The sequence below is a fragment of the Paenibacillus sp. FSL R5-0923 genome (assembly GCF_038009145.1).
Lineage (GTDB): Bacteria > Bacillota > Bacilli > Paenibacillales > Paenibacillaceae > Paenibacillus_AQ.
This window is the reverse complement of record NZ_JBBPAT010000001.1, coordinates 5,247,029-5,261,166: the sequence shown is the minus strand read 5'-3', so window position 1 is coordinate 5,261,166 and position 14,138 is coordinate 5,247,029. Positions and strand designations below refer to the sequence as shown.

Genomic DNA, 14,138 nt, shown 5'->3' with positions numbered 1-14,138 from the left:
AAAGAATGAGCAGAAAACACTCCGTTAGAAAAAAGCTATTCTCAATGATGATGACCACTGCGCTTGTAGTTGGAATGTTTCCGGCACTCCATATGCCATCTGTATCTGCGGCTACGGTGGATACTATTTTCGCAGCCGCCTTTATGGGGGCGAAGACATCTGCTGACACTACTTTGCCTGCTAGCATTGACATTGGAGACCAGTCTGCGACTGTGAAATGGAATATAGGTGAAGATACCTTTGCCGTTCCTTATGACACAGTGACAGTCACGGGTACAGCGAATGGTGGGCCGGTTGTTGCCAATGTAGAAGTTATTCCACCTTCAAGGAATCCATTGGTTTACTTTGTGGATAGCGGCAGAGGGGGCGATTCCGTAGGTAATGGTCCTACTTCTTCGCCACTGTACGAAGCAGTAAAAACGCTGTCCGGTAGCACATTGCTCAACCCGTCACCAGATCAGAAATATGTCAGCGGAACGACTGCCTGGGGATTTGATGATTCCATCAACAAGGTGAAGAACTCCAAAGACGGAGGACTTACCGATCCTGCAACTGATCCATCCATATGGACAGTAGGACTTCGTGCCGACCCTACTAGCAATCATATTGTATATAAATTAATGGCTCCAGAAGCTGGAACCTATACACTCAGTAGTGGTTTCCATGATTGGTATGGCAGCCGCACTCGAGTAATACAGCCTCAGATCGAATATAAGGATACAAATGGTGCAACAAAGACGATCTCGTTTGCACAATTCAATACTAATGTGACTCCGCTTATTTCCGGCGAATTCACTATTCCCGGTGATATCGACGCTAGTAGCCCTATGACATTGACCTATGCCTATGTTTCCGGTGAGAAACCAATCTTAAGCTGGTTCGCCGTTGCCAAGGGCGGGATTCAAAAAGAGATCGAAGATGCTCGGCAGAACGCAGCTTCCATGGTCAAGGTTCTACTCGACGGCAACGATATTAAAGCGGACAATGTCAACGGCCTAACATTCAAGGGATTTGGCGTACTAAGTGCCAACAGCACCAGTGCCCTGTTGATGGATTATAAGGCTGAGCATCCGGAAGCTTACGCAGAAATGTTGCGGATTCTGTTCGGTGGAGAGCATCCCATCATGACGCATGTAAAAATAGAGATGGGCAATGACCGTAACAACTCTACCGGCCCGGACCCGGCTACTATGCGTACGGCCGATGAACAAGCCAATGTCACTAGGCATCCCGGATTCCAGCTTGCGGCTGACGCCAAGGCTACGAATCCGGATCTCAAGGTCAGCATCCTGCGATGGAGTGCTCCGGCCTGGGCAAGCAACAACGATAAAATCTATACCTGGTATAAAGATACAATTCTTGCTGCTTACCGTGAGTATGGCTATATGGTCGACTACGTCAATCCCCATATCAACGAGCATACGCCGGATTTGACCTGGACCAAACAGTACGCTGAGCGTGTTAAAACAGATAACGAAGGTTTTGCAAGCCCAGTAGAGCAAGCGCTCTATAACCAGATCAAAGTTGTGATCTCTGATGAAGTAGGGATTGGTTCATTTGGCGGCAGTATGGTAAGCGACGCTTCTCTAAGGGATGCGGCTCCGATCGCCGGATATCACTATAACACTGACGACGACAGCGCAGGCAATTTCAAAAAGCTCGCAGAACAATATGATATTGAAGTATGGAACAGTGAGGCGCAGTCCACCTTCAGTAACTCTGCCTTCCGTCCCAACAATAATGTGAAGGACCCTACAGTGGAAGGAACCGGCATCGGCGGTGTTGGCAGTCCACTGGAGATGAGCAATACGATTATTAAAGGATTCGTCAATTCCCGCCGGACGCACTTTATTTATCAGCCGGCCATCGGCTCCTTCTACGAAGGTGGACAATATTCGTTTAAGGAACTACTTAGCGCACGTGATCCGTGGTCGGGATGGATTCATTATGATGCAGGTCTTGTTGCTCTGCAGCATTACAGCTGGTTCGCCAATGTGGGCTGGGAGAACGAGGATAATACGGCAGGGATTTGGAGAGCAGTTCCTAAGGCTAGCTCCACGGGTGCGACAGGCACTAACCCTGTTAGCGGTCGCAACGGTTCTCCTAGCTATATGACGCTTGCTTCACCTGACAGAAGCGATTTTTCAACCGTTATTGTGAACGATAGTGAATATGCCAAAACCTATAAGCTTCAGACGGTAAATATGAACTTTGTGGGTAATCCCTCATTGGAAGTATGGGAGACTCGTGCGGCAGACGCGGGCGAAGCTTTCAACAGCAATTATATGAAATATCTCGGGGATGTCGCTGTTGATGGCAGTGGGGTTTATACCATTCATGTCAAACCATATTCGACATTGACTGTGACCACTCTGAAGAACAAGGACAATGAGGCGTATCAAACACCGTTACCTGTAGAAGGCGACCGCATCGTGCTTGATACCGACGCCACAGGGAGGATTCAAAATACAGCGGACAATATCCTGTACGCCGATGATTTTGACTACTCCAATCAATCCGTTGTGAAGATCGGGGCAGGTGGGCAGAATGCTGGCACCCAAAGCTATATTGAATCCCGCGGCGGTTCCAAAAGTGTGATACCACGGTATACGCACGACCGCAACGGTGCATTTGAGGCGTATCTTCCGGACGGGTCTGACAACTATGTTCTGCGCCAACAGCTGGATACGGAAATTATGGGGCTGGGTGGTACTTGGAACGGTGGAGATCCCGTAACGGCTATCGGTGATAACCGGTGGACGAATTACAAGGCCAGTGTAGATGTTTCGTTCGAGACGAACAGTACGCAGGGCGGAGCTAATTATGCTGCGATTGGCGCACGGTATCAAGGAGGCGGCAGCTCTCACACTATAAACGGCACACCTTATGTACTGAAGTTCTGGTTTGACGGAGGTTGGCAGCTGCTGGTCAATAATAGCGCAGTAGCGAGTGGCAATGTAGTGAGCGGTTCCGGTGGAGTAAAGCTGGATGGATTTAACACCGCACATGATGCCTGGCATAACATTGCCATTCAGGTTGCAGGCGATAAAGTGACTGCCTATTTGGACGATGTGAAACTGGCTTCTTATACTGATCCGAACCCTGAATTGTCTGGTCGGGTAGATTTAGCCAGTGGATATTATCATGTTCGTTTCGATAATCTGAAGGTCGAGACGATTGACGGCTATACGCCATACTATTCCGAATTACTGGATAATCTTGAAATGTATGATTTGGCTGCTACACCAAACCCTAAATTAAAATACGGCGGTTTGTGGAGTCATCAAAACGGGGCTGGTATGTATATTTATCAACGTTCCCTATCTACCAGTCAAGGTGCAGCTGCTACGATGGAATATTCTTTTGAAGGCACCGGGTTAGATATTCTGGGACCGAATAATGGATCGGCTAAGTTAGAAGTGACTGTTGATGATGAAATTGTCACACTGTCAGCCGATACGATGGCCTCTAAAGAACTCTACCAAACGTACACGCTTCGCGGACTTAAATATGGACAGCATAACGTTCAGATAAAGGTATTAAGCGGTACTTTGGTTGTGGACGCGGTGGCCGTTGTTTCCGGTGAAGTAAAAGGTACAGCGGACACAGCTGCTCTTCAATCAGCGGTAATAGCGGCGAAAGAAGTTATCAAACTGGATGAATATTCGGATAGAGACTGGCAGCTTTTTGCAGCCGCACAGAACACCGCCCAAGAAGCACTAGACAATGCTGCTGATTTCAGACTGGATCAGGAAGGAGCTGTGCAACTCGCGGGACGTCTGATTTCTGCCCAGAACCAATTGACAACAGGGGATATACGGGAGCTTGCTGCTCCTCAGGATATTGCCACTTATGTCGGGAAACTGCCGAATCTTCCAGATAAGTTGGAGGCTATCCGAGAAGATGGATCCAAATTGCAGGTGTCTGTGAAGTGGAATTTAGACGCGGTCAGCTTCAATACACCCTATGAAAGAGTAGCTGTAACCGGCACTTATGGCAATCTAAAAACCACTGCTAATGTGGAAGTAGTGCCAGAAGGTCTCGTGTACTTTTTGGATGTCGGTGTTTCGGCGGATGTCGTCACACCACCCTATACGGTGATCAAGAATTTCGTGGGCGACAGCCTTCTGAATAGCACCGCGGATCAACTATCAACAGGCGCTGTGTGGGGTCATATCAATACAGGGGCAAATTATAATCTCAAAGGGCTTGGCGGTGCCGTGGTTATCACGGATAAAACTCAGACAGGTGTCTACAGCTCGAATACAAAGAATACACCTCTGATCTACACCCTCCCTCTGAGCGCAGGAAAGTACACGATTACATCGTTCCATCGTGACTGGTGGAATATGAGCAACCGCACGATGGATATCACGCTTAGCTACACTGATTCTGAAGGGAAGACAGTGAACGAAACGGTCAAGACCGGTGTACTCGCAGGTCCTAATGGCGTCACGATCACTAATGACTTTACGCTGCCGGTGAGCGGCGTCGTGAAATATTCGATAAACAATACGAATAGTCAGGCATCTGTGATCAGTTACTTAGCAGTGGCGAAGGACAGGGTCAGCATTGTCAATGAGCAGGCTGTAAACGAGGCTAAAAGTATTATAGAAGGTGCTGCATATAGCGTGCAGAAGGAAACAGCTAACAGCGAAGATGGAGTCCGGACCTGGCTGCTCCAAACGATGAACGGTTTAATCGGGTTCAGTGATACGGGGGTTACGATGGGTGATATCACCCTATCTTCGTTCCAGGAAGCTACTGATGACACAGCCGGCAGCTTCAGCTTCACAGTATTACTGAACAAGGGCGAGGCGAAGGCAGAAGCTGCGGCCAGCGGAACGATTAAGCTACCGGAGCCAGATATGAAGCAGCCGGAGATTACCTTGATAGGTGAAGCCATAGTCAATCTGCAGATGGGTTCTGAATATACGGATGCAGGAGCCACTGCGTATGACGACCAAGACGGTGATATCACAGACCGCATCAATACAACGGTCAGCAGTGAAGTGTATGGTCTGACGGAGTTAGATACAGCGCAAGCGGATATCTACACCTTCCATTACAATGTCAGCGATGCCGCAGGCAACACGGCTGCGGAAGTCACCCGAAAAGTAATCGTATCGGAAGATCCAGATGTACTGAAGCCGGTCATTACACTGCTTGGTGAACCATCTATTCAACTGGACAATGGCGCAAGCTATACAGATGCCGGAGCCACCGCAATGGATAACCGCGATGGCGATATTACAGAACGTATTGTGGCGACGATTACGAAGGATGGGAATCATACGGAGACGTTAGATACCTCATCAGCAGGCACTTATATTTATCATTATAATGTGAGCGATTCCGTGGGCAATACGGCTGTTGAAGTTATAAGAATAGTTACAGTGGGAGAAGCACAGCAACCGCCGACTTCAACACCAACGGTAGAACCAACACCGACAGTTGAACCCACAGCAAATCCTACACCAACACCTGTACCTGAAGTAACCTCAGGGCCGGTGTCGACCACAGCACCGACGGTATCGCCAACACCAACACCGCTGCCGCAGACCACGCGGATTCTTAACAGTGACGATTTCACGGCTCCGGTTGGAGGGGGAATAACAGTTCAGCTCACAGATGCTACTGATTCCGTACTGCTTCCTGTGGGAGTGTCAAATATTATCGGAGTGAACACGCTGCGTCTCGTATGGAATACATTTGCTATCCAACTGACCCCAGAAGCGCTAAAGAGTATCCAGGAGAAAGCTGCAGGAGGTCAAGTGGATGGAGCACGAATCAAACTCTCGGCCGTGAAGGCATCCAGAGTTGCCGTGGAACAGCTTATGAATAACCCAGCTGTCAACGGCTCGGTTCAGTTATCTGCTGCAAGTGATGTAATTAACTTCAGTTTGGAAGTTATTAGTACGAATGGCACTGCCGTACCGGTAACCCGTTTTGATAAGCCACTGACGCTTACCTTCATATTAGATTCAGATTCCAATCCTAATTTGCTGGGCATCTACAATATAGCCGGGAACGGAGCTCTTGAATTTATGGGCGGAACGCTAGCTGATGGAAAATGGAGTACGGAAATACAGCATTTCAGCCAGTTTGCAGTCCTAGAATATGACAAGACATTCTTGGATGTCAGTACGGATAGCTGGGCGAGGGATGTTATTAAGACAATGGCGGCTAAACATATTATCCAAGGTATTTCCGATACTGAGTTTAATCCGCAAGGGAAAGTGACAAGAGCACAATTCGCGACCATGATTGCAAGAGCGCTAGGCTTAGAGGCAGGAAGTCATTCAACGTTTATTGATGTGGACTCCAAAGCTTGGTATGCAGAGTACGTTGCAGCCGTAAGCGAAGCGGGCATAGTGCTCGGACGTAGTTCGGATTCATTCGCACCGGACCGCAGCATTACCCGCGAGGAAATGGCCGTAATGATCGTTAGGGCTTATGAATATTTACAAGGCAGCAAGGTAAATGAAGTTTCCGCAAGCTCGTTCAGTGATTATTCCCTAATTCATGACTGGGCACAGAAATCAGCAAGGTTCGCTGAGCAGGCAGGGCTGATAAAAGGACGCGGCAATATGCAATTCGCACCGCAAGAGATGATGACCCGTGCCGAAAGTGCGCAAGTCATCGCCAATCTGCTGGGATATTTGTAAGCCGCACTTCCATGAACCTGGCAGCTGCATTTAGCGGGTGCCAGGTTTTTTTATAAGTTCAAAGAAGGGTTTATACAATTGCGAGGCGTCGATAAGTGGCAATGTCAGCTTTTTTTGCCGTATTTTCCAGGTGGAATGCCCGTGATGTTCTTGAAAGTACGTATGAAATTGGCATAGTCATTGAAGCCGGATAGATAACAGGTTTCGGATACGGAGTTTCCGGAGGATAGGAGCTGTTTGGATAAAGCGATTTTTTTAAGCAGGACGTACCGGTAGATCGTTCCTCCTGTCTGCTGCTTGAACAGGTGACTAAGATAATATTTATCGATGTTTAATTCACCAGCGATCTGCTCTAGCGACAGATTCAGATGCAGATGGTTATCGATATAGCGCATGGCCGATTGAATATGCGATGAAATAATACTGGGTATGGTGGAACTAGTACGGCTATATAGCTCATTAATGAGGACCAGAATCTGGATCAGATAAGTTAAAGCCAGAACCTCACTGCCGTATTGAGGATTCTCCAAAATTGCAATCAGGCGATAGGCAAGGGTCATGTACTCTGCAAGCAGTGTTTCATCCATTTGAGCGAGATTCTGCTCTCCGGGCTGACGGTTCTGGAAACAGGCGAGCAGATTTGTGGTTGCGGTGCAGAAGGGATATACAAGTGGAGCTTTGAAATGAATTGTTAATCGTTCGTAAGGCTCCGGAGATAGATTAATGATTTTATGAATCTCGTGATTGTTGAATAAGAGCACATTGCCACGTTGAAGCGGATAGCTGTACTGATCCACAAATCCGTTCACCGTGCCCCCTAAAAATAGGAAGATTTCAAAGTGATCATGAATATGAAAATCTTTGGTAGGTGAGATCGGTGAATTGCCGATGCCCGCCAGTATGTCGCCTTCGAACGGCTGATAATACTGGGCATGTTTCATCCGGATAACCCCTTTCAGATTAATAGCAACAAACGCAATAAATAATCATTAATCGCAAAGACATTGCAATAATACAACACTAAACTATAGAAGAAGATTACGCAATAAGCCAAGTATATAGCTGGTCTGAACATGAGTAGTAGGGATCTGCATCTGCTGAATAGACGCAATTGAAAGGGTGGATGGTGTATGAATAGTACGAAACACCGCAAATATTGGCTGGATACGATGCTACAGATCGGGAACCCAGTACTTGACGCTTTGTCGCAAAGAAAATTAAAGGAACGGCTGCCCACCGAGTTTCATAGTGACAGGAGCAAGTTTGCGCATTTGGAGGCATTCGCCAGGTTGGCCTGTGGAATGGCCCCATGGCTAGAGCTTGAAGGGCTGGAGGGTGAAGAAGAAGAGCTCAGGGCTCGTTATGTCATATTGATGCTGGAATGCATCGATGCTGCTGTTGATCCATCATCACCTGACTATATGGATTTTAAGTCCGAAGGCCAACCGTTGGTCGATGCGGCATTTCTCGCTCATGCGTTGGTGCGTGCACCGAAGCAGCTTGCCGGGCGGCTGAATGAGCGGGTCAAAGGTTATTTAATAACAGCCTTGAAGCGTACGCGCCGGACTGCACCCAGCGGGAGCAATTGGCTGCTGTTTAGCGCAATGGTTGAAGCAGCTTTGTATATACTCGGCGATTCAGAATATGACCGGATGCGTGTTGGTTATGCGATCCACATGTTCATGGATTGGTATAAAGGCGATGGTATCTACGGGGATGGCAAGGACTTTCACTGGGATCATTACAATAGCTTTGTCATTCAGCCGATGCTTGTGGATGTGGTTACACTCTTTGAACGGGACTCGGAGCAATACTCCGCATTGAGGCCATTGATTCTGGAGCGGGCACAAAGATACGCCACTGTTCTGGAACGGATGATTGCGCCGGACGGAACGTATCCGTTTATCGGGCGCTCTATCGTTTACCGTTTTGGTGCGTTTCAGCTGCTATCACAAGCGGCGCTACAGCATTTTCTGGAGGATGCGCTATCACCCGCACAGGTACGCTGCGCCTTGACCGCTGTAATCACACGGACTATGGGATTTCCAGGGACGCTGGATGAGGACGGGTGGCTACGTCCGGGGGTGTATGGTTACCAGCCCGAGCTTGCGGAGAGCTATATCAATACGGGAAGTCTCTATTTATGCGCTTCAGTATTTCTTCCTCTGGGGTTACTTCCTTCAGATCCTTTCTGGGCAGGGACAGAACTGAAATGGACAGCACAAAGAATCGCAGCCGGAGAGGATGTTATGAGAGATCATGCCTTGAGTAGATAGGGGGATCTGATCTAATCGGTCAAAGGGAGGGGAAAAGCATGAACAGACAGGAGCTTTTCGGAATTGTCCAAGAAATGAAGCCAGCAAATCTGAGCTTGTATTATCCTGATGGAGAGTCGGATGTTTTTTGGAAACAAGCCTTATTATCCGAGACATTAAAGGAAGATATCAGCGAAATCCGCGAGGAGGCTCAAAGATTAGACAGCCAGCCTATATCAGAGCTGACGGATACGCTATTTTCAATTTTTGCGCGCACGGGTTCGAGGTTAGAATATGAACGGGTCTATTTCGAACGGAGAAGAAGGCTGAATACATATGTATTTATGACCTTGCTTGAGCCGGATAATGTCAGACTTCTGGAGAACCTGGAAAATATCCTATGGTCTATATGCGAAGAGTACACATGGTGCCTGCCAGCCCATCTTCCTGCAGATCATAATACAGAGAATATTGATCAGTTTATTGATCTGTTCTCCTCGGAGACCGCTTTTACCCTTGCCGAAATTTCTCTATTACTGGGAGAACGACTTCCGCTGCTCCTTCGATCCCGAATCAGACATGAAGTAGAAAAGAGAATATTTCGACCTTTTATTGAATGTGGTCCTTATGAATGGGAGACTGCACGTCATAACTGGGCAGCAGTGTGCGCAGGGTCGATTGGGGCAGCCGCCTTATTGATGTTGGATGATCCTGCTGCGCTGACGAATATCCTGCTGAAGACAGAGCGCAGCATGAGCTACTATCTGGAAGGCTTCGGGGATGATGGGGCCTGCCTGGAAGGTCTGAGTTACTGGAACTACGGATTTGGCTATTTCACGTATTACAGCGATCTTCTCCGGGTTAGAAGTGAGGGAAGAGTAGACTGGTTTGCAACGGACAAAGTGCGAAGTATCGCTCAGTTCCAACAGAAAATTTTCATCGGTGGCAATTTTGTCGCCAATTTCTCTGACTCAGAGCCTCGAATTCACATACATATGGGCTTGTCCCATTATTTAGCTGATACCTATCCAGAAGTAGAATGTCCTCCGCCTGTGCTTCGCACTCCTTACGCTAAGGATCACTGCAGCCGCTGGGCTCCGGCTTTTCGAAATCTCATCTGGAGAAGGACCGGCGATGAGAAACAGGATCAGGATTGGGGAGCCGCCAGTTATTATCTTCCTGATGCGGGATGGCTTGTCTCGCGTTATCAGTCCGGAGGAAGTTCGTTCGGCTTCGCGGCTAAGGGAGGGCATAACGCTGAACCTCATAATCATAATGATCTGGGACAGTTCATTCTGTCAGGTGGAGGCGAAATCTATGCAGCTGATCTCGGCTGTGGAGAGTATACGGCTGAATATTTTGGGGCTGGCCGTTATCAATATGATTGTAACGGCTCGCAGGGACATTCGGTTCCGATCATCGGCGGCCAGTATCAACTGGCTGGCAGGAAGCATAGTGCTACAGTTCTGTACGCGTCGGCTGCGGTTGAAAAAGATGAACTGAAGCTGGAGCTGTCTCAGGCATACGAAGTGGAAGAGCTTCAATCCCTGATCCGCTCTATGGTTTGGTATAAGGGGCAGCATCCTCGCTTGGAGTTAATGGACGAGTACCAGTATAACGGTAAGTCAGTGAGCTGGACAGAGCGGTTCGTTACCTGGCGTCGTCCGAAAATGCTGCGTTCTGGTGTTGTGCTGCTGCCCGGAACTGGAGTAGGCGGAGTGGAACTGACTTATGATGTTCAGATCGTTGAGCCAGAGATTACTGCACGTGAGTACCGGGATCATTTTGGCAGGGATACGGTCTGGCATACGCTAGACTTTCATGCTATTCAGCCCGGTTCTGAAGGAAAATTAGTATTCACCTTTCAATTTATATAAATGATGAAAGAAATAGTGGACCATTCTAAGAAGGCGGTGTTTGAAATGAATATAACGGAAAACCCAACTTGGCTGGATGAAGCTTGGAACAAGGCACTTGAAAAGACAAGATGTAACAGTGGAAAGATCGGTGCAGAATTTCCACACGCGAGTCAAGGTGGTAAATACTTGCTTGAAGCACCGAACTGGTGGACAGCAGGGTTCTGGCCGGGAATGCTCTGGCAGTTTTATTCTGAAAGTGGGGACGAAAGCCTTAAAATGATCGCGGAACGCTGCGAAGAGAGACTCGACGAGGTACTGGACGGCTACGTTAAGCTGGATCACGATTTAGGCTTCATGTGGATTCTTACCAGTGTGGCAAATTATAAGTTAACGGGTAGCGAAGCGTCGCGAATTCGGGCATTAAAGGCGGCCAACTATCTGGCAGCCCGCTTCAATCTGAAAGGGCATTATATTCGGGCTTGGAATCCATGGAGTGAAGGGGAGGACAACAGCGGAGTTGCTATTATCGACTGCTGCATGAACACCAGCCTGTTGTTCTGGGCTTCCGAGACAACGGGTGATCCCCGCTATCGTCATATCGCAGAGGCGCATATGGATACTGTGCTGGAGCATTTTATCCGACCGGACGGCTCCGTGTACCACATCGTCAAATTCAACCCGGAGACGGGTGAAGTGGTGGAGAAGCTTGGTGGGCAAGGCTTTGCGCCCGAATCGGCTTGGTCACGCGGCACGGCTTGGGCTATTTACGGCCTAGCGCTTGCCTATCATCATACGGGAAAGCAAAGCTACTTGGATGGAGCCAAGCAGGTAGCGCATTTCTTCTTGACCCGACTGCCGGATGATCACGTTCCACATTGGGATTTCCGCGCTCCCGGTGAAGTCGGCGAGATACGTGATAGCTCCGCTGGTTCCTGCGCAGCGAGTGGATTGCTGCTGCTAGCCGACCAGGTGGATGATTCGGAGTCCCATGTGTACCGGAACGGGGCTATAAGAATAGTGGAATCTCTCTACAGGAATTATGGCAGTTGGGACAATGCGGACGAGGAAGGGTTGCTGCTTCATGGTACGAGTAACTACCCTGAGAACCGGAATATAGATGTTCCTCTTATCTACGGTGATTTTTTTTATATCGAAGCACTGGCTCGGCTTAAAGCAGCAGGACCCTTCTATTGGGAATAGGGGGGATTATGATGAACAATGAGAAATCTTTTTTTCGTATTGGAGATAATCCGCTAAAGACCCGTGAGGATCTGGTGATCGCACTTGAGCAGCTTACGGATCCACTTCGGCCGTTCTACAGCAAAGGTGGCTCACGACTTGAAATTGGCAAAACAGGGGCGAGCTATTCGGCAGCAACTGCTGAAATGGAAGGTTTCTCGCGGGTGTTGTGGGGTTTGGTACCCCTGCTCATTGGTGGTGGAGACAGCGAACTCTGGGACATCGTGCTGGATGGCATTCGGCATGGCACCGATCCTTCTCATGAAGAATATTGGGGAGAGGTGAAGGACTACGATCAGCGTTTGGTCGAAATGGCGGTCTTCGGCTTCGCATTGGCAGCCATTCCGGAACAGATTTGGTTGCCGCTTGCTCCGAATGAGCAGGATCAATTATACCGTTGGCTGAATCAAATAAACGCCCATCCTTGCTATGATTGCAATTGGCTGTTCTTTAACGTTCTAGTCAATATCGGATTCCGCAAAATCGGTCGTCCCTACAACGCAGGACAACTAGAGAGCAATTTAAAGCGCATGGATGATTTCTATTTGGGAGAGGGCTGGTACAGCGACGGGATTAATGGTCACAGCGATTATTACGTACCTTTTGCTATTCATTACTACGCACTGCTGTACGCAAAGCTGATGGAACAGGAAGACCCCGAACGTTCCCGTGTATTCAAAGAACGGGCTCGATTGTTTGCTGTCGATTTCATCGGCTGGTTCGCACCCGACGGTTCCGCACTTCCTTATGGACGTAGCTTGACTTACCGCTTTGCCCAGTCGGCATTTTGGAGCGCCGTTGCCTATGCAGATGTTGAAGGATTTCCCGCAGGCGTGGTGAAAGGTCTAGTGCTGCGAAATCTGCGTTGGTGGTTCAGCCAGCCGATTGTTGACGCCGATGGCGTACTGACCATCGGATATACTTACCCGAATCTGGTCATGGCGGAGAATTACAATGCTCCCGGATCTCCGTATTGGGCGTTAAAGACTTTCTTGCCGCTGGCTCTAGGGGTGGATCATCCGTTCTGGAAGGAAGAGGAACTGCCGCTACCGGCCATTCCGGCTGTCATGGTTCAGAAGCCTGCCCATCTTGTCATCGTCCGCGATTCCGTTTCCGGTCATGTGGCAGCCTTCAACAGCGGACATTTATACACGAATGAACATACCCATACCTCGGCCAAATACGAAAAATTCGTGTATTCAACAAGCTTCGGCTTCAGCGTGCCCCGCTCCGAATGGGGGCTCTCCCAAGGAGCGTTCGACGCTATGCTTGCGCTGAGCGAGCGCGGAGACAACTTATACCGGGTACGACGCCAGAATTTAGAGTCTGAGATGATAGACAACGTCCTTCGTTCCGTCTGGAAACCGTGGGCCAATGTCGAGGTTCAGACTTGGGTTGTCGCCGGACTTCCTTGGCATATTCGGATTCATCGAGTCGAAACTGGACGGTCGCTGGATACCGCAGAGGGTGGATTCGCACTTGGCCAAGAGAATGAAATGCTATCGAAGATCGATGTGGCTGGTGCGATGGCCTCCACTGCTTGGGGAACCAGCGCAATCAAGGATTTGCTAGGTTGTCGGAAGGGTGAGCTGGTCTGGCCGAACGCCAATACGAACCTGCTTCACCCTCGAACGGTGCTGCCGATGCTGACGAGCACCCTTGAGCCGGGAATTCATTGGCTCGCTTCGGCCGTCTATGGTTGTCCTTCAGAGGGGGCTTTGGATATTCAGGCTGATCAAGCTGATGAGGTCCTCAAGCATTCACCTGAGCAAGATTTGAAAGTTAAGTTCAGCGAGGGAACGTTAACCATTGTCACTCATTTTGGGAGAGAAATCGTTCTTAATATATAATGAGTTGGTTGAATATTTCTCACACTAATTGAAAAGTCACAACAATAGCCCTGATGCAGAACTGCTGCACTAGGGCTATTGTTTTTATGTGGATTTTTATGATTTTATCTTTTAATTATTGAGTTTTTTATCAAATGTTTTCTTAGATGGACAATTATGCTATAGTACTCTATCTAGTCATTTACAGAAGTATTGATTTATCAGACGATGAATAAACTGACTTTTGGCAAAACTAGAAATACCGACATCTATAGAAAGATAAGAAAG

The 14,138-nt window shown here is 48.5% G+C and carries 6 protein-coding genes; 5 read left to right on the top strand and 1 reads right to left on the bottom strand.

Annotated features, from left to right (window positions below; all coding sequences use genetic code 11):
• Nucleotides 1-5 precede the first annotated feature (5 nt).
• On the top strand, nt 6-6,668 hold the full coding sequence (locus MKX35_RS23620; protein ID WP_081382738.1) for an S-layer homology domain-containing protein: 6,663 nt from the start codon (nt 6-8) through the stop codon (nt 6,666-6,668).
• 104 nt (nt 6,669-6,772) lie between these two features.
• Here MKX35_RS23620 and MKX35_RS23615 read toward each other — a convergent pair whose 3' ends face one another.
• Nucleotides 6,773-7,609: a helix-turn-helix domain-containing protein gene (locus MKX35_RS23615; protein ID WP_052404241.1), complete on the bottom strand. Its 837-nt coding sequence runs from the start codon at nt 7,607-7,609 to the stop codon at nt 6,773-6,775.
• Between the two features lie 189 nt (nt 7,610-7,798).
• On the opposite strand from MKX35_RS23615, the gene MKX35_RS23610 reads away from it, so the two are divergent.
• From MKX35_RS23610 to MKX35_RS23595, 4 genes are read left to right on the top strand one after another with little or no spacing between them, the layout of a single operon-like run.
• A complete protein-coding gene (locus MKX35_RS23610; protein WP_076298496.1) occupies nt 7,799-8,944 on the top strand; it encodes a DUF2264 domain-containing protein in 1,146 nt (381 codons plus the stop codon).
• A 38-nt stretch (nt 8,945-8,982) separates the two neighbouring features.
• A complete protein-coding gene (locus MKX35_RS23605) occupies nt 8,983-10,800 on the top strand; it encodes a heparinase II/III family protein (RefSeq protein ID WP_076298495.1) in 1,818 nt (605 codons plus the stop codon).
• A gap of 45 nt (nt 10,801-10,845) precedes the next feature.
• A complete protein-coding gene (locus MKX35_RS23600; RefSeq protein ID WP_076298613.1) occupies nt 10,846-11,982 on the top strand; it encodes a glycoside hydrolase family 88 protein in 1,137 nt (378 codons plus the stop codon).
• An 8-nt stretch (nt 11,983-11,990) separates the two neighbouring features.
• Nucleotides 11,991-13,871, top strand: coding sequence for a DUF2264 domain-containing protein (locus MKX35_RS23595; protein ID WP_076298494.1), 1,881 nt, complete (start codon nt 11,991-11,993; stop codon nt 13,869-13,871).
• Nucleotides 13,872-14,138: the final 267 nt, after the last annotated feature.